This is a genomic window from Clostridium sp. Marseille-Q7071 (assembly GCF_965112025.1).
In genome coordinates, this window is sequence record NZ_CBCOPR010000001.1 from 724319 (window position 1) to 742810 (window position 18492).

Below are 18492 nucleotides of genomic sequence, written 5' to 3' on the forward strand. Positions count from 1 at the left end.
TCTCACCTTTCTTATAAATCAGTAAACTATTTTTTACATATTACAAAATGTCAATAAAAAATCTTAACTGTGTGTTCATTGACTTTTGAATAAAGCAATTATACAATCAATGTGGAATTATCAAAAGTGCCAATTTTGTTTATTTTATAGGATACAGTTATAAGGAGAGTGCTTTTTATATGATCGTTTTACACAATGATTCAAAAGTTCCATTATATTTGCAAATTTATGAACAAATAAAAGAAGATATACTTTCTGGACAAATTTCTGAAGGTAGTAAGCTGCCTTCTACTAGAGCTCTTGCAACAACATTAAATATCAGTAGAAACACAGTTGAAAGTGCTTATCTACAGCTATACTCGGAAGGATATGTTACAAGTAAAGCAGGGAGCGGATTTATTGTTGAAAAATTAGATAGTAGTATAATCTTAAAACTAAAGAAAGAAGATTCTGAGAATATTGAAACATATAAAAATACATTATCTAAAGTGGCTTCTGATGAAAGTTATAAATATAATTTTCAATATGGAACTCTAAGCGCTTCTGATTTTCCACTGCGTTTATGGAAGAAAATCTCAAATAAATGTTTAGCATCTTTGAGTTCTGAGGATATGACATCATATAATGACAGCAAAGGTGAACTGGAATTACAGATAGAAATTATGAAATATTTAAATAAATCAAGAGGTGTTTATTGTAATCCTGAACAGATTATTATTTCTTCAGGCATTGAATACTGCTTAAGCTTAATATGCCAGTTATTTAGGCAGCATTTTAACCAAATAGCTTTTGAAGATCCAGGGTACACCGGTTCAAGAGATATATTTATTAATAATGGATACAATGTTGTTCCCATTGAGCTAGAAGCTGATGGAATTAATATTGAGCAATTGGAAAATAGTTCTGCAAAAGCAGTATATGTAACACCTTCGCACCAATTTCCAACTGGATCAGTGATGCCAATTCAAAAAAGATTGAAGCTTTTAGATTGGGCTATAAGAAAAAATGGAGTTATAATTGAAGATGATTATGATAGTGAGTTACGGTACAATTCAAGACCAATTCCATCAATACAAGGTATTAATTCTAAAGAACATGTTATATATATAGGTACATTTTCAAAATCTTTGTCACCTAGTCTACGCTTAAATTACATGGTATTACCACAATCATGGTTAGTAAGGTATGATAAACTTTTTAGTAGATATCAAACATCTGTTCCATTAATTGAACAAAAAATAGTTCAACAATTTATGAATTTAGGTTATTGGGATAGTCATTTAAGAAAGATGTGTCTTTCAAACAAAAGAAAACATGATATATTAATTCATACAATCCACGAATTAATGGGGGATAATGTTATTATTCATGGTAAAATGCAGGCTTGCATATCTTATTGGAGTTGAATAATGGACTATGTGAAGAAGAAATAATAAAAAAGGCTAAAGATTATGGTATTAAAGTGTATCCAGTATCAAAGTACTGGATGAGATTAGAAAAATACTCTAATAATATGATTTTACTTGGCTTTGGAGGCATGAGTGAAGGTGAGATTATTGAAGGTATAAGGATGCTTAATAATGCGTGGTTTAATAATTAATGATAATTTATCTTAAGCTATTTTTTAGGTAATATTAATGTTTTTGTTAACATAGATAAAACCTTAATATTATGTTTCAATAATTATTAAACTTGAAATATGTTTTGTAATAACCTATAATATTCCGAATAATTATTTGCTTATATAATAAAAAATAATAAATTGTAAAAAATAGGGGTAGGAGTAGATAGATATGCATAAATGCAATAACATCATTAATCATTATAATATTAGGAATAGGAGTTATAGGAGCAGGTATTTGGATGAGTCAAAGTATAATACTATTATAAATTTTAAATTGTATAATTAATTATAATAGGTTTATTTTAATAATCAAATATGAGGTTAATGTTTTTTTGTGTATTAAGACTATCGGATATATTAGGTTTAGTGTTAACTTTAATATAAATCAAGGAAGGTGAAATATTGGCTGAACAATTATTTCAAGCAAACAATCTTATTTATAAGTATAATTTAACTTATGATAATGTAAGAATTGAAAAAGATAAAATTAATTTTATTGTTGGAGAAAGTGGAAGTGGTAAAAGCACTTTTTTAAAGTTATTGAATAATTCTATAAGTCCAGTGTCTGGACAGTTGTTATATAACGGTAAAGCAATAGAAGAATATGACCCTATTGCTTTAAGACGTGAGGTAAGCTTAGTTTCTCAAGAACCTTTTCTTTTTGATGAGAGTATTTTGGATAATTTTAAAACTTTTTATTCTTTAAGGCAAGTACCTATGCCTAAGAAAGAATATATTAGTTACATTACTGAGCTTTGCTATGTAAATGTTCCTTTAGATCAAAATGCATCTACCCTTTCTGGTGGAGAACGTCAAAGAGTTTATATATCTATTTTTTTATCATTATGTCCTAAGGTTATATTATTAGATGAGCCAACTTCAGCCTTAGACGAAAAAAGCAGCCGTAAAGTGATCAAAAATGTTATAAACTTCTGTAAAGAAAAAAATATTGATATGGTAATCGTAAGTCACGATAGGAATATTGTTGAAGAGTTTTGTGAAAATAAAGTTGAAATTGCAAAGGAGAGTAGTAGATGGAATCCATAGTTGCACTGAGTATATTACAGTTTTCACTTATTTATTTATTACTGATTATTGTGTTACTAATAATGAAAAAATCAAAAGTTAATCAAATAAAGCTTCTTTTAGTTGCAAGTTTAAGAATGTCAGTTCAACTTGTGATTGTAGGCTATATACTTCAATACATATTTAGCAATCCCAAGCCTATATTTACTGTAATTTTCTTGGTACTTATGATAACATTTTCTATTAATAGAGTAATTAAAAGCAGAAAGGACTTAAACCATAATTTTAAGATTGCAATAGGGGCTTCTCTAACATTTTCAGGGCTTTTTGTTCTATTTTTCTTTGTGGCTATAGTGATTAATAAATCTATATTTAATCCTCAATATACTATACCTTTAGCTGGTATGATAATTGGTAACGCTATGACTGGAATAAATATTGGAATAAAAGCCTTTATGGATTCCATAGACAAAGAAAAAAATAAAATTAATACTTTACTCAATTTAGGAGTAGAACCTAAAGATATTTTGAAGCCTTTTGCTAATAATGCTTTAGAAACTGCCTTAATTCCTACACTAAATTCCATGGTAGGAATGGGAATAATCTTTTTACCTGGAATGATGACAGGACAAATATTATCTGGTACAGTACCTACCACAGCTATTATGTACCAAATAGCTATTATGATTGCAATCTGTACTTCTGTTTGTATAACTGTGTTTTTATCTTTAAATTTAGGATACAAATCTTTGTATAATAACAGAAAACAATTCTTATAAAATGTATAAAAAATTAAATCATTAAATTTCCTTAAGAAAAACTATAGTTTATAGAAAAAGGTGAGTAAATGTTTAAAACAAAAGACATGGTAGAAGCGGCTATGTTATCTGCGTTGTTTGTGGTGTTAAGCGTGATAGCTATAGGGACTGGTATTGGATATTCGCTATATTTAGATATACTAGTTCCTTTAATTATTAGTCTTATATATTTAAAATGTGGATTTAAATATACAGCATTATCAGCAATAACATCATTGACGATTATAATATTAGGAATAGGAAACATAGGAGCAGGTATTTGGATGAGTCAAAGTATGATACTAGGGCTCATGTGCAGCATATTCATAGAAAAGGATGGCCAAATTATCGATGATATGGGTTATTGTTCCATATTTGCTTGTATATTAATGATATTTATAGATATATATTTCTCTAAACTTATAGGATATAGCTTTATAAAAGAATTTGAAGGATATGCTAATTCATGGAGCTTTAAATATATAAAACCACAAGTTATTTTATATGTTTTAATAGCATGTGTTCCTGCCGGTACTGTAGTTGTTACATACTTAGGAACTTTAGTCCTAGGAAATAAATTAAAGCTTTTAAATGAATATGGAAATGAAAAATTTAAATTGATTAAGAACTATAGAAAAGTTGGTTATTATATGTGTTGTTCTAAAAACATTATCATCATGGCAATTGCATATTTGGCCTCTTTAGAAGTTTTAAATTTATTAAATTATCATATAAAAATAGCATATATTAGAGTTATCGCTATATCAATTAAGTATACATTATTGTATGTTGTCTTAAAAGATGCCAATTCTTTTATAGGCAAGTATGTGTATATGAAAACTAAATCTAGGACATTTTTTAGAATAGTAAATTTAAGCACATTAATACTTCTAATAACTAAATTTAAGATAACTTCATGGATAATGATATTAGGAGATATACTTATAAATTTATCTTTAAACATGAGAAATAAGCAATTAGTTTTTTTAAAGAAATGTATATAAAATTCGTTTATATAATGCTAAAAACCGCCCAATTACTTTTGTTAGTTATTGGGCGGTTATCTTATATAAAAAGTTTTTTATTATAAAAATGTGTTAAATAAAATTACTATAAATTATCTAATTCTTTCCTTTGACATAGTAACTACTTACTATTTATACTCTTTTGCAAGTTTTTCAAAAGCTGGCATAGAATTAATTATCTGTTCAGTCTTAACACAATAAGAAATTCTTACGTAGCCTGGGCATCCAAAATCATCAGAAGGAACTAATAATAGTTCATGTTTTTTTGCTCTTTCACAGAAAGCATTAGCATCTGGTTCCATTGATTTAGCAAACAAATAAAATGCACCATCTGGTTTTATACATTGGAAGCCTAATTCTGTTAACCCATTATAAAGCAGATCTCTATTTTTTTTGTAAATAGTAATATCAGAAGTTTCACCAATACATTTTGCAATAACTCGTTGGAATAGACTTGGAGCACATACATATCCAAGTGCTCTTCCTGCACCACATACTGCAGCATATACATCTTCTGCATCTTCCATCTCATTAGATACAACAATATATCCTATTCTTTCTCCTGGTAATGAAAGAGATTTACTAAAGGAATAACAAACTAAGGTATTGTCATAGTATTTTGTTAAGTATGGAACCTCAATGTCATCATATACTAATTCACGATAAGGCTCATCTGAAATTAAATATATAGGATGACCATATTCTTCTGATTTTTCCCTAAGTGTTTTGCAAAGTGCAATGATATTTTCTTTAGATATAACTACTCCTGAAGGATTGTTAGGAGAGTTGAAAACAACTGCTTTAGTCTTCGGTGTTATTGCTTCAGTGAATTTTGCTATATCAATTTGAAAATCATCTTCATTGGATGGAACCGCAACAAGCTTTCCGCCAGCACTTTCAATAAAAGTACGATATTCAGGGAAAAATGGAGTGAAAACAATAAATTCATCTCCTGGAACAGCCAATGCTTTTAAAGATATAGTAAGAGATGCAGCTGCTCCAACAGTCATATATATATTATCAGCACATAATTTTGTATCATATTTGTTATTGATAAAATCTGCAATTGTTTTTCTAACATTAACGTCCCCTTGAGCTGATGTGTAACCGTGTAAAAGTATAGAGTCCTCTTTTTCTAGTAAGTCTATAATAGTTTCTTTTACACAATTTGGTGCCGGAATGCTAGGATTTCCTAAACTAAAATCATATACATTTTCTGCTCCTATTTCTTTTGATCTAATTTTTCCATATTCGAAAATATCACGTATAATAGAGCGTCTTTTTCCAAGTTTGACCATATCATTTGAAATCATTTTAAATTACCCCCAAATAAAATATAAATTAAAATTATTACCCTTAATGTTTGCTTTACAAGAGATTAATTAATCAATTTTATTGTCTCTTCGGCTATGCATAAAATGGATTTTTGTTTTTTCTGTATAGCATAATTTACTCTTTAGTTTAATATCCTAGTTTCACTAAGATAGAATTTTTGAATTTTCTGATATTAAATTAAAAATCTATCTTTGCTCACTAATAGTATAACATAGAGGATAGAATTTCGCTAAGGGAGTTTTTTGATTTTTCATAATTGAGTGATTTTAATAATTATATTATTTTTAAGGGGAAATTTAAAGTTAAAAGGAACTATATGAGACATCATGTTATCGTATATAATAATATTTTATATTAATTGACATTTAGAAAGATATAAAATAAAATATACATACCGACCGGTGGTATGTAAGGGGAGTGATAAATAATGGCAAGAAATAAATACCCAGAAGAAACTAGAGAACAAATATTAGATATATCTGCAAGATTATTTATAGAAAAGGGATATGAAAAGACTAGCATACAAGACATAATAAATGAATTGCAAATGAGTAAAGGGGCAGTTTATCATCATTTTAAATCAAAGGAAGAAATTTTACATGGAGTTCTGGATAGAAAATTTTTAAGAGTTAGTTCTGAAATAAATAGAATTATTTTAAGTAAAAAAGATTTAACTGCATTAGAGAAGTTGAGAATGATGTTTATGTACAGTATCAATGATGATGAAAGTAGGCTAATGGATATTTCTATAAAATCAAAGTGTAAAGATCCGTATTTTATATTTGGAAATATTGAAGAAATGATGAAGCGTGTAGTTCCAATAATTAGGGATATAATTGAAATGGGACAAATAGATGGATCATTAAAGTCAGAATATCCGGAGGAATCTGCAGAAGTTATAATGATGTTAACAAATATATGGCTCTCACCAATTATATTTAAGAGAACTCCCGAGGATATAGTAAAGAAAATAAAGTTTTTAAAGTATATGCTTGAAAATATGGGAGTACCTATTATTACAGAAGAAATGATGTCAGATTTTATTAAAAGATATAAAGAATTATGTGAATAAGATATAAAAGTATTTTTTATATCTTACTTATTAATAAGTAAAGGGGGTTATAAGATGTTAAACCTAATAACAAAAGAGCAGCAAAAATACTATTTTAAATTATTTAAGATATCTGTTATAGGACTATTTATCTTAATATATTTTATGGCTGTAGTTTCAAGAGTTGAGAATAACCCTGATATGCAAGTATATAAAAATATTTTTAAATTTATATGTGGAGTAGAGGTATTATTATTTACAGCTTTATCTTCAATGATGTATTTTAAAATATCAAAAGAAGATATAAGTAGAAAGGAACTATCCTTAAGATTCTTTTCTATAGGAATACTTACAGCAATTTTTATGATATTAGGATATATAATAGTTACAGGAGTATTCTCGATTACAGAGAGCATAAAACCTATATTAAATGATTCAATATCATTTTCAATGATATTATTTGGTATAAAGGAAATTATAATAACTTCTATAATTGTAGCTTCAGTAGGTATTATTGGAATTTGGTTAGCAATAGAAAAGAAATCTTTAGCTAGCAATATGGCAATATCAATGGTCATAATTATTTTATTAGAAACCTTAATAAACGGATTAAGCTTGAATATACAACTAAAGGTAAGCATTATATTAGTAATGCTAGCTATGATACTTACCTTTATCAAGAGGAGAAAACAGGCTATTTAATTATAGTTTTTTATTTTTAGTGGCACATACTGACGATTGGTTTTATGCAAGTAACATGAAAATATAAATGAGATAATTAAATTAGAAATATATGAAAGATATATGTAAATAAAGATAAGGAAGCTTTAATGATAGAATCAATTGATTTTAAAAATTGTTACACAAGTAAAGCTTGCGTAATAATTTTAAACTATTCTTTTATGAGAACTTTTTCTACTTCGGCTATATATATTGTATGATGATCTTTTTCAGGATACCATTTTTCATCTAGTTCGCTTGCGATAAAGCATTCAGGCTTAAAATCCTGAGCATATAGTTTTTTACATATAATTGCAAGGTTTGCCTCTTCAAAATATGGAGTATTATCTAAATGTTGAACTGTTAAATTACATTTAGAAATCTTATCTTCATCTCTACCAGATACAGTTCCAAGATAACCTAATTGCTTTTTAAAGTTTTTATCAAAGAATGTTAGAGAAAAAGTATCAGAGTTATCTACAAACTCTTTAGTAAAACGCTGAGGTCTTATAACAATATAGGCTACATTTTTACCCCACATAACACCAAAGCCACCCCAAGATGCAGTCATTGTATTTACTTTATTATCTTTTTCAGCTGTAATGAGCATCCAATCTGTGCCTATAAGTTGAAATGGGCTTTTATTTAGCTCTTCAGGTTTTATTTCTACAAATTTGTTCATAATATAATCTCCTTTCATAATATAAATTATTTTACAAAATACTTTTGAATATATTATTATATAAATAATAATAAAAAGATAGTATGCACTTTAAGGTAAGATACTAACCAAAAGGAGAGAGTGAAGTGGATGAAAAAATAGAAGTATACTCAGCACCATTTGAATATACGTTATCTATAATTGGTGGTAAGTGGAAGATGGTTATAATGTTTTGGCTATCTAAATGTAAAGTTATGCGTTATGGAGAACTAAAGAAATCTGTTAAAGGTATTACTCATAAGATGTTGAGTAGTCAACTAAAAGAGCTTGAATCTGATGATATTATAGTCCGTAAAGAATACCATCAAGTTCCGCCAAAAGTAGAATATTTTTTATCAGAAAAGGGATTATCTCTTATGCCTATTCTAGAAGAAATGTGTAAATGGGGAAGTTTGAATTTTGATGATAATGGCTGTGGGGAATCAAAGGATTTAAAGAAATGAAATCACCTCTGGGGAACTTAATCAATTGAGAATTGAAAATGGAGAATTGACAATTGTGGTGGAAATTAATTCTTACAAATTAATTTCTTTAAATAGATTTTTCAATAAAAGTTACTGCGTCACTTTAAAAAGAAATAAATTTAGGACTTCTCTTATAGAAAGAGAAGTATCAATAATTCTCCATTGTCAATCGTCAATCCTCAATTGTATAAGGGTTCCATTGAGGTGCAGTATAGTTTGGATCAAAACCATTAAATTTATACTAATACTATGAAGATATACAATGTTATTAAGATATTGCTTAATGTGCAAATGTTGTTATATATATCACTGGACCCCAGGGGTCTATGTAGAGAGTAGTTGCAGATTTAGATTTTGTGACTACTTTAATTTTATCTAAAACCTATGATTTTGTTATAGACCCCAGGGGTGAAAGTTAATACTGAGAAATATCAATAATTGTGAATTAAATAAAATTATCCATTGTCAATCGTCAATTTTCAATTGTAGAAGGGTGTATATATTTAAAGATAAATAGAAAAATTATATATGAAAAGTACAAAATTTTTTTAAAATATGTGTGGACATTAAAAAGTCATAGTATATAATATACTTTATACCATAAATCAGCAGGCTCATATTAAGAGTAATTTTAAACATATGATGAAAGGAGTTAGAGAATATAATGAAATTAATATTAAAATATTTAAAGAATTATAAACTGTTTATTATGTTAAATGTAATATCGGTTTTTGGTTTTGCATTAGTTGAATTAGGTATTCCAACAATAATGGCTAAAATCATTGATGTGGGTATAGCTAATAGTGATATAGCTTATATAAAAGAAAAGGGTCTTATACTTGTAGGCATATCTATAATTGGAGTTATGGGTACTATATTAGTTGGATATTGTTCTTCAAAAATATCCACTAGCATAACTAGAGATATGAGAAATGATATTTTTAGAAAATCACAGGAATTTTCTCATAGTGAATATGATAGATTTGGAGTATCTTCAATGATTACTAGAACTACTAATGATGCATTCCAATTATTACTATTTACTAATACTTTACTTAGAATAGCATTAATTACACCAGTTATGTTTACTGTAAGTTTAGTAATGATTCTTAGAACAAGTTTGCCATTGTCTGTAGTTTTAGCAGTAACAATACCTTTTATAATAATAGGAGTAGTTATTATAGCTAAAAAATCTCATCCAATGTCACAAACTCAGCAAAAGAGATTAGACAAATTAAATCGTATATCTAGAGAGAATTTAACAGGGATAAGAGTAATTAGAGCTTTTGGTAATGATGATTATGAAAGAAAAAGATTTGGTAAAACCAATGAAGACTATACAGATATCTCCAAAAAGCTGCATAAACTTATGGCAGTCTCACAACCTACCTTCTTTCTCTTATTAAATATAGCTATTTTAGCAATACTTTGGATTTCAAGTAAGATGATAAATGTAGGAACCCTTCAAGTTGGGCAATTGGTTGCCTTTATAGAGTATTTATTCCATGCTATGTTTTCTATGATGCTATTTTCAATGGTATTCGTTATGTATCCTAAAGCGCAGGTTTCAGCAGATAGAATTCAAGAACTATTAGAATCAGATCCACTTATAAAAAGTCCAGAAAATGGAGTTAAAGATACAGAAATCAGAGGATTAGTAGAATTTAATAATGTTACATTTGCTTATCCAGGTGGAGAAGAACCTGTACTTAAAAATATATCTTTTACAGCGAAAAAGGGAGAGACAATTTCCTTTATAGGAAGTACTGGTAGTGGAAAAAGTACTTTAATTAATTTGATCCCAAGATTTTATGATGTTACAGAAGGTAACATAAAGATAGATGGAGTAGACGTAAGAGACTATGATTTAAATTCTCTAAGACAAAAAATTGGATTTATACCACAGAAAACTTTATTGTTTACAGGTACTATAGGAAGCAATATTAAATTTGGTAAAAAAGATGCAGATAAAGAAGAAGTTGAACATTCTGCAAAAGTATCTCAAGCCTATGATTTTATCACACATAAACCTAAAAAATTTGACGAATCCATAAGTGAAGGTGGATCTAATGTATCAGGTGGACAGAAACAAAGGTTATCTATTGCAAGAGCAGTAGTTAGAAAACCAGAAATTTATATATTTGATGATAGTTTTTCTGCCTTAGATTTTAAAACTGATGCGACTCTTAGAGCAAGATTAAAAGAAGAAACAGGGGACGCTGTGGTTTTAATAGTTGCACAAAGAATAGGATCTATAATGGATAGTGATAAGATTATAGTATTGAATGAAGGAGAAATAGTGGGAATAGGCACCCATAGGGAATTATTAAAGAACTGCGAAATATATAATGAGATTGCATCATCTCAACTTACAAAGGAGGAATTAGCATAATGAAAAAATTTAAGGCTAGTATAAGTAAAATTGCTCCTTTTGTAAAAACCTATAAGTTTTCTTTTATTGGTGCCATAATATTTATAATATCAGCAGCTTTTTTTAATGCTGTTGCACCAATGACAGAAGGTTTAATAACAACACAACTTATAAAGGATGCAGTTAATATAGGAAAAGGTATAGAGGGAGCAGCTGTAAACTTTAATTATATTACAAAGGTACTTGGGCTTTTGGCGGGTATATATGTATCTAGTACAATATCTACCTATATAGCAAGTTTTTTATTAACTAATGCTATTCAAAATACCATGAGAGATTTAAGAAATGCTATTCAAGATAAGATTAGGAAATTACCAATAAGCTATTTTGATAGTAACAGCTATGGAGATGTATTAAGTCGTATTACAAATGACGTAGATACAATATCTAATGCAATGCAACAGAGTTTTATACAGATAGTTAATTCAATATTATCTGTATTCTTAGCAGTTATAATGATGTTTAGAATTAATACTAAAATGGCTCTTATAGCTATACTTATAATACCTCTAAGCTATTTAGTATCAAAATTCATAGTTGGTAAGTCACAAAAATTATTCTCTAGACAACAAAGATCTTTAGGAAAATTAAATGGTACAGTTCAAGAAATGTATACTGGATTTAATGAAATAAAGCTATATGGAAAACAAAATGAAGCTATAGAAGAGTTTGAAAATATAAATCAACAGCTTTGTAACACAGGATTTAAGGCTCAATTTATATCAAGTATAATGTCTCCAATGATTTCTTTAATAAGTTATCTAGGTATTGCAGCTATAGGGGTTATTGGAGGAATTTATGCTATTGGTGGAGTAATAACAGTAGGTAACCTTCAAGCTTTTATACGTTATATATGGCAAATAAATCAACCACTTTCTCAAGTAACTCAGCTTTCATCTACAATACAATCTGCTTTTGCAGCAATTGAACGTGTATCTGAAATATTAAATGAAGAGGAAGAGATTCCAGATCCTGAGAACTCAATAAAGCTTGAAAATCCTCGTGGGGATGTTACCTTTGAGCATGTTAAATTTGGCTATAGTGATGATAAACCACTAATAAAGGATTTAAGTGCAGAAATAAAAAGCGGTCAAATGGTAGCTATAGTTGGACCTACAGGAGCAGGTAAAACAACTTTGATAAATCTATTGATGAGATTCTATGATGTTAAAGGTGGAGCTATAAAGATAGATGGCGCAGATATTAGAGATATGAAACGTGAAGATCTACGATCAATGTTTGGAATGGTTCTTCAAGATACATGGTTATACAAAGGAACTATTTATGACAATATTGAATATGGAAGATTTGGAGCAACTAAAGAGGAAATCATAGAAGCAGCTAAAATAGCTAATGTTCATCACTTTATTAAAACTCTTCCAGATGGATATAATATGATTCTTAATGAAGAAGCTTCTAATATATCTCAAGGAGAAAAGCAGCTATTAACTATAGCTAGGGCTATAATATCAGATCCAGCTATATTAATATTAGATGAAGCCACTAGTTCGGTTGATACTAGACTAGAATTATTGCTTCAAAATGCTATGAGAAACATAATGAAGGGAAGGACTAGCTTCGTTATTGCTCATAGGCTTTCAACTATTCGTAATGCAGATTTAATATTGGTTATAAATGAAGGAAATATAATAGAGCAAGGAAATCATGAGGAGCTAATGAAAAAAGGTGGCTTCTATGAAAAACTTTATAATAGCCAATTTGCAAATAAGGAAGAAGCTTAATATATTAGAAGAATAAATAGTAGCATTTTGTATGCTACTATTTATTTTTTATAAAAAGTAACTATATCACTTTAAAATAAATTAATTTTAAATTCTTAGTTTTCAAAATAGAATTTCTAAAAAAGCTAATAATAACATAGTAATACTGACAGGTTTATGTCAGTATTACTATGTTATTATTAATATAAAATTATATAAAAGAGAAAATAGATATAAAACATTTGATAATAAAAAATATAAGGAGGCTTTATTATGGAAACTATGGATACGATTTTCCAAAGAAGAAGTATAAGAAAATATGAAGAAAGGGAAGTTTCTGATGAAATCATAAAGGAGCTTTTGAAAGCTGCAATGGCTGCGCCATCAGCAAATAACAAGCAACCTTGGGAGTTTCTAGTGATAAAAAATAAAGATCAAATGAATAAAATAATTGAAGTTGATCCTGAGGCTACTCCACTTAAAGGGGCTTCAGTTGCTATTGCAGTTTGTGCAGATACAAATATTTATAGTGGAAAACCCGATATTTGGGCTCAAGATTGTGCTGCAGCAACTCAAAATATACTATTAGCATCACATGATAAGGGGCTAGGTGCAGTTTGGATTGGTATATATCCTATGGAACAAAGAACCAAAGATGTTCAAAGTGTACTAGCATTACCTGAAGAGATAATTCCTGTTTCAATTATATCCATTGGTTATCCTGCTGAAAAGAAAGAACCAGCAAATAGATATAATGAATCAAAGGTACATTTTTATACATGGTAATTTAATATGCAAAAAATAGAACGATTAATGGCTATTATTTTAGCCTTAAATAATAAGAAGAAAATGACCGTAAAAGAGTTAGCAGAAATGTTTGAGGTTGATATTAGAACTATTTATAGAGATATGCAGGCACTAAGTGAAATCAACGTGCCTGTGATATCTTATCCAGGCAGTGAGGGCGGATATGAAATATTAGATGACTATTTCATACCACCAATAATGTTTAATAAAGATGAGGTCTTTGCTTTACTTCTTGCTAAAAAAATAGTTGATATAGTTGATATTCCAGGTTATGCTGCTTTTGCTAATTCTGCATTCTTAAAGATTGAAAATCTTGTAAACAAATGTTTTAAAGAAGATTTTGAGGATATTCAAAAGAAAATAGTTTTTGATATAAAATGTAATGATATTACCATTGAAAATTCTTATGTTTTCGATATTGTAAAACGAGCACTTAAGTATAATTTCAAAATAAAGATAAGTCATAATAAAAACATGGAATCAGATTTAGTAGATCAGATAATAAGGCCTTACGGAATTGTATTTGAAGATGGTATATGGTACATTGTTGCATTTTCAGAGTTAACTAATTCAAAAATTCATGTAAACATTGAAGAAATAAAAAGTATTTCTTTATTAGATGAAGTATTTGATTCCCCTAAGGATTTCAATATGGAGGATTACTATAGTACTTGTTGTTTTAAAAATGCCTATGAAAATAAAAATAGTATAATCATAAAACTAAGAGTAAGAAAGGATTTATATCCTAGTACTAAGGATCATGTATCTTTTAAATATGGAGAAGTTAAAGAAGAGAAAGATAGCTATATAGTTGATGTGAAAACAACTAAAGTTGATTACTATGTGTCGTTAGCCTTTAGATTTTTTAAAGGGGTAGAAATTCTTGAACCATTATGGGTTAGGGAAAAATTAAGAGATGAATTGAAGGCATTAAATAAAACCTATCAAATTTAATTTTAATAATATGAGTTCTATTGAAAAATCAATTATAATTAAATAGACCCCTTGAAGAGTTAAGAGGATTTCGTATAATAAGATTAAACTTAAATATAAACATAAATATAAAAAATATAAACGTAAAGGTGATGTAAATTATGCAAAAAGAGGTAGTTTTAAATTAAACTAACTGAATAACGGTGATTTTTAGAATATAGATTAAAAAATCTTGGGTATATCAAGGTTTATTTCCTCTGCAATTAATTTTTAAATTAATAGTAGATGTTTATTTATGTATTTCTAAAAATGACCAATATAATGATGAGCATGTTACACCTTATCTGCATAGTAGGAAAACCGTGTTCTAAACACGGTATTTTTATACCTATTTTTGCTATGTTTATATTTAGGTTATATAATTATGAGGCTGTAAATGGGCGTGTGTTCATTTGCAGCTTTTTTATTTAAGGAGATAATATATATGAAAATAATTAATATAGGAATTGTAGCTCACGTTGATGCTGGAAAAACAACTACAACAGAAAATCTTTTATATTACAGCGGAGCTATAAAAGAAATTGGTAGAGTTGATTTAGGTAACACACAAACTGATTCAATGGACCTTGAACGTAAAAGAGGAATTACTATTAAGTCATCAGCTATATCATTTATGTGGAATGATATTAAAATAAATATTATTGATACCCCAGGACATGTAGATTTTATTTCAGAAGTAGAACGATCATTAAGTGTATTGGATGGAGCAATACTAGTTATATCTGCAGCAGAAGGTATACAATCTCAAACAAGAATACTATTTAATACGTTAAAAGCACTTAAAATTCCAACAATAATATTTATAAATAAGTTAGATAGAGTTGGAGCTGATTATGATAGGCTTATTAATGAGATAAAATCAACTATCTCTGATAGGATAGTTAGATTGCAAAAGATTAATGGTGAAGGAAGTAAGGATATTTATCTAAATGATTTATTTGAAGAAAATATAATTAGCGATGATATGATTAATGTTCTATCAGATTTAGATGAAGCTTTTTTAGAAGCATATATTGAAGAAATAGAGTATGATAAAAAAGATATACAGGAAAAACTTTCATTCTATTCAAAGCAAGGTAGTTTATATCCAGTGCTTTGTGGTGCTGCATCAACAGGACTTGGCATTAGAAATTTATTAGATGGAATTTGCAGCTATTTGCCATTTTCTAGTGGAGATAGTAATGATGATTTATCTGGGGTAGTATTTAAAATTGAAAGAACAAATGTAAATGAAAAAAAAGTATATGTAAGGCTATTTGAGGGGCAAATATCTGTAAGAGATACAATTAGTGTACCTAGTAAGGATATGGTAGAAAAGGTTAAAAAAATTAGTGCGCTAGAAAATGGCAAGTTTGTTGAAGTATCAACTATAAAAGCTGGAGATATAGGAATATTATATGGCCTTAAGAGTTTCCAAATAGGTGATGTTATAGGTATAAAAAATCATAAAATGAAAAATATATCTATAGCTAAACCAACATTGAAAACTACAATTTCTGCTATTAATAAAGAAGAAAATAGGAATTTGTTTGAGATATTAACACTACTTGCGGAAGAAGATCCTCTATTAGAGATAGGAACAGATAACAATCAGAAAGAAATATATATTAATTTATTTGGTGAAGTTCAAATGGAGATATTAAGTGCTATCTTAGAGGGTTCTCATGGAATAAAGGTAAAGTTTTCAGATATCCAAACTATTTATAAAGAAACTGCGAAAGGTATTGGTACATCTATAATTCGTATGCAGGAAGAATTAAATCCTTTTTGGGCAACTGTTGGTTTAAAAATAGAACCTTTAAGTAGAGGCGAAGGACTTAAATATATTTCAAAGGTTTCAACAGGATCAATACCAAAATCTTTTCAAAATGCCATTGAAGAGGCAGTAATTAAAACAAGTAAACAAGGATTATTTGGGTGGGAAGTTACTGATATAAAAGTTACACTAATTTATGGAGAGTTTAATAGTGTTATGAGTACTCCAGCAGACTTTAGAAATGTAACACCTATGGTATTTATGGAGGCATTATATGAGGCTAAAACAGATTTATTAGAGCCTTTACACGAATTTGAACTTAGAATTCCTAAAAATGTTTTAAGTAAAGCGATTTGGGATTTAGAAATTATGAGTGCAACTTTTGAAAATCCTATTGTTATCGATGAGGAAGTTTATATAAAAGGACTTATTCCGGTAGAAAGTTCAAAAGAATATAAATTAAAAATAGCATCATATACTGGAGGTAAAGGGATGTTTGTAACAAAATTTCACGGTTATCAAAATACAGAGTTTGAACCCTATAAAGTGCGTAAAAAAACAACTTATGACCCTCTAAATAAAAAAGAGTATTTACTTCATAAATTAAATGCAATTAGAGATTAATTTATATCATAAGAATAAAAGCTCATATCATTTTAGTGATATGAACTTTTATTTTTTAAAATTGGTAAAATAATTCGAAGAATATATATTCGTATATAATAAGAAAAAAAGTGAAATTAAAGGTATTAATAATAGAAATAAAGAATCTAGAAGAGTCAGCTTAATTTTATAATTAATAGAAATAAAAACCTGAAGGTGTAAGAACTTCAGATTTTTATTAAAATTTATAGTATTTATTTTTTACTAGCAAGTTTAAATCTTTCGTTTACAGTATCCCAGTTCACTATGTTCCACCAAGCTTCTACGAAGGCTGCTCTTTTGTTTTGATATTTTAAATAATATGCATGTTCCCATACATCTAGAATTAATAAAGGTTTAACTGCCCATTGGGTTAAATCTTGATGTTTTTCTGCAGTTAATATTACTAATTTTTGAAACATACAATTCCAGCATAGTATAGCCCAACCAGAACCTTCTACTGCAACAGCTGCTGCAGAAAATTCTTTTTTAAAGGTTTCAAAGTTTCCGAAGTCTGTATTTATTTGGTTTAATATTTCGTCCTTAGGTTCTCCACCATTAGGAGCCATGTTTTCCCAAAATAATGTATGTAATATATGACCTGCTCCGTGAAAAGCTAACTCTCTTTCGTAGTGTTTAATTAGTGCGTAGTCACCTGTTTTTCTACATTCCTCAATTTTCATCTCTGCATTATTTAAGCCATCTACATAAGTTTTATGATGAAGATCGTGATGTATTTTTAAAGTAGCTTCATCATAATGAGGTTCTAGAGCATTATATGCATATGGTAAATCTGGTAAAGTATGAGCCATTTTATCACCTCTTAAATTATAATTTTAGGCGTCTGAAATAAAATAACTAGCAAAGGACGCAATGAATAGCTTATATCAAACAAGGTATAGTTTCCATTTATAGTTGTGTTTATTGCTAAATTATTACAATAATAATATGGCAAAACACATTAGCATACTAAGTAGTTATTTTTGAAGATGCCCTGTGTATCTATTATTACTCTTAGCTTATTTTTTATGCATAATCAAGTTTGTCATAAATGATAAAGTATAGGAACAGATAAACTATATTATATTTTAAGAAATTTATTAAGAATGAATTTTCTCTTGCACTTATTGACCAAAATAAAATTTAAAAATGAATTAAAGAATAAGGTTTATTTACTAGGAAATAGAAAAATGATAACTATAAAAAGATGCACTACGCTATTAAAGATACCAATATAGTTTATTTACATTAGATTAGATAATTTGGTATTTATATTTAGAAATGATAATCTATTTTATAAAAATAATATGATATAATATCAGTAAAATAGCTAATAATTTAATATATAGCTATAATATTGTATAACTTATAAGAGTAAA

General features: G+C 28.1%; 14 protein-coding genes and 1 pseudogene. 12 read left to right on the forward strand and 3 right to left on the reverse strand.

What is annotated here, in order from left to right:
* The first annotated feature begins 179 nt into the window (after positions 1-179).
* The 4 genes and pseudogenes from pdxR to ACWPW7_RS03405 all read left to right on the forward strand — a co-directional run bounded on the left by pdxR (position 180) and on the right by ACWPW7_RS03405 (position 4451).
* Positions 180-1600: pseudogene (gene pdxR, locus ACWPW7_RS03390) on the forward strand (MocR-like pyridoxine biosynthesis transcription factor PdxR).
* A 426-nt stretch (positions 1601-2026) separates the two neighbouring features.
* Positions 2027-2671: an ABC transporter ATP-binding protein gene (locus tag ACWPW7_RS03395; RefSeq protein WP_454052361.1), complete on the forward strand. Its 645-nt coding sequence runs from the start codon at positions 2027-2029 to the stop codon at positions 2669-2671.
* The gene (locus ACWPW7_RS03400) at positions 2659-3429 is read left to right on the forward strand and encodes an ABC transporter permease (protein WP_454052362.1); all 771 of its coding nucleotides are present in this window, start codon (positions 2659-2661) and stop codon (positions 3427-3429) included. The genes ACWPW7_RS03395 and ACWPW7_RS03400 overlap by 13 nt, the downstream gene beginning before the upstream one ends.
* Positions 3430-3497: 68 nt before the next feature.
* A complete protein-coding gene (locus tag ACWPW7_RS03405; protein ID WP_454052363.1) occupies positions 3498-4451 on the forward strand; it encodes a hypothetical protein in 954 nt (317 codons plus the stop codon).
* Positions 4452-4600: 149 nt separating this feature from the next.
* Here the strand turns inward: ACWPW7_RS03405 and ACWPW7_RS03410 are convergent, their stop codons facing one another.
* Positions 4601-5785, reverse strand: a complete 1185-nt coding sequence (locus ACWPW7_RS03410) for a pyridoxal phosphate-dependent aminotransferase (RefSeq protein ID WP_454052364.1) — start codon at positions 5783-5785, stop codon at positions 4601-4603.
* A 449-nt stretch (positions 5786-6234) separates the two neighbouring features.
* On the opposite strand from ACWPW7_RS03410, the gene ACWPW7_RS03415 reads away from it, so the two are divergent.
* Positions 6235-6879, forward strand: coding sequence for a TetR/AcrR family transcriptional regulator (locus ACWPW7_RS03415; protein ID WP_454052365.1), 645 nt, complete (start codon positions 6235-6237; stop codon positions 6877-6879).
* 54 nt (positions 6880-6933) lie between these two features.
* Positions 6934-7560, forward strand: a complete 627-nt coding sequence (locus tag ACWPW7_RS03420; protein WP_454052366.1) for a hypothetical protein — start codon at positions 6934-6936, stop codon at positions 7558-7560.
* A 190-nt stretch (positions 7561-7750) separates the two neighbouring features.
* Here ACWPW7_RS03420 and ACWPW7_RS03425 read toward each other — a convergent pair whose 3' ends face one another.
* Positions 7751-8260 carry a flavin reductase gene (locus ACWPW7_RS03425; RefSeq protein WP_454052367.1) on the reverse strand — a complete coding sequence of 170 codons (510 nt, stop codon included), beginning with the start codon at positions 8258-8260 and terminating at the stop codon, positions 7751-7753.
* A 125-nt stretch (positions 8261-8385) separates the two neighbouring features.
* Between ACWPW7_RS03425 and ACWPW7_RS03430 the strand changes: the two genes are divergently transcribed.
* From ACWPW7_RS03430 to tet, 6 genes are all read left to right on the forward strand, one after another.
* Positions 8386-8742, forward strand: coding sequence for a winged helix-turn-helix transcriptional regulator (locus ACWPW7_RS03430; RefSeq protein ID WP_454052368.1), 357 nt, complete (start codon positions 8386-8388; stop codon positions 8740-8742).
* 685 nt (positions 8743-9427) lie between these two features.
* Positions 9428-11155, forward strand: coding sequence for an ABC transporter ATP-binding protein (locus ACWPW7_RS03435; protein ID WP_454052369.1), 1728 nt, complete (start codon positions 9428-9430; stop codon positions 11153-11155).
* Positions 11155-12936, forward strand: a complete 1782-nt coding sequence (locus ACWPW7_RS03440; protein WP_454052370.1) for an ABC transporter ATP-binding protein — start codon at positions 11155-11157, stop codon at positions 12934-12936. Before ACWPW7_RS03435 ends, ACWPW7_RS03440 begins: the two co-directional genes overlap by 1 nt.
* A 252-nt stretch (positions 12937-13188) precedes the next feature.
* Positions 13189-13701, forward strand: a complete 513-nt coding sequence (locus ACWPW7_RS03445; protein ID WP_454052371.1) for a nitroreductase family protein — start codon at positions 13189-13191, stop codon at positions 13699-13701.
* 6 nt (positions 13702-13707) lie between these two features.
* Entirely contained in the window at positions 13708-14676 is a 969-nt protein-coding gene (locus ACWPW7_RS03450) for a helix-turn-helix transcriptional regulator (RefSeq protein WP_454052372.1), read from the forward strand.
* Positions 14677-15139: 463 nt separating this feature from the next.
* Positions 15140-17095: a tetracycline resistance ribosomal protection protein gene (tet, locus tag ACWPW7_RS03455; protein ID WP_454052373.1), complete on the forward strand. Its 1956-nt coding sequence runs from the start codon at positions 15140-15142 to the stop codon at positions 17093-17095.
* A 233-nt stretch (positions 17096-17328) separates the two neighbouring features.
* Here tet and ACWPW7_RS03460 read toward each other — a convergent pair whose 3' ends face one another.
* Positions 17329-17925 (reverse strand): superoxide dismutase, encoded by a 597-nt coding sequence (locus ACWPW7_RS03460; protein ID WP_291562533.1) that lies wholly within the window; start codon positions 17923-17925, stop codon positions 17329-17331.
* Positions 17926-18492: the final 567 nt, after the last annotated feature.

Bases quoted from the DNA above. Each gene is read 5' to 3' on its own strand.
- ACWPW7_RS03400 (WP_454052362.1), top strand. From the start codon at position 2,659: ATGGAATCCATAGTTGCACTGAGTATATTACAGTTTTCACTTATTTAT.
- ACWPW7_RS03405 (WP_454052363.1), top strand. From the start codon at position 3,498: ATGTTTAAAACAAAAGACATGGTAGAAGCGGCTATGTTATCTGCGTTG.
- ACWPW7_RS03410 (WP_454052364.1), bottom strand. From the start codon at position 5,785: ATGATTTCAAATGATATGGTCAAACTTGGAAAAAGACGCTCTATTATA.
- ACWPW7_RS03415 (WP_454052365.1), top strand. From the start codon at position 6,235: ATGGCAAGAAATAAATACCCAGAAGAAACTAGAGAACAAATATTAGAT.
- ACWPW7_RS03420 (WP_454052366.1), top strand. From the start codon at position 6,934: ATGTTAAACCTAATAACAAAAGAGCAGCAAAAATACTATTTTAAATTA.
- ACWPW7_RS03425 (WP_454052367.1), bottom strand. From the start codon at position 8,260: ATGAACAAATTTGTAGAAATAAAACCTGAAGAGCTAAATAAAAGCCCA.
- ACWPW7_RS03435 (WP_454052369.1), top strand. From the start codon at position 9,428: ATGAAATTAATATTAAAATATTTAAAGAATTATAAACTGTTTATTATG.
- ACWPW7_RS03440 (WP_454052370.1), top strand. From the start codon at position 11,155: ATGAAAAAATTTAAGGCTAGTATAAGTAAAATTGCTCCTTTTGTAAAA.
- ACWPW7_RS03445 (WP_454052371.1), top strand. From the start codon at position 13,189: ATGGAAACTATGGATACGATTTTCCAAAGAAGAAGTATAAGAAAATAT.
- ACWPW7_RS03450 (WP_454052372.1), top strand. From the start codon at position 13,708: ATGCAAAAAATAGAACGATTAATGGCTATTATTTTAGCCTTAAATAAT.
- tet (WP_454052373.1), top strand. From the start codon at position 15,140: ATGAAAATAATTAATATAGGAATTGTAGCTCACGTTGATGCTGGAAAA.
- ACWPW7_RS03460 (WP_291562533.1), bottom strand. From the start codon at position 17,925: ATGGCTCATACTTTACCAGATTTACCATATGCATATAATGCTCTAGAA.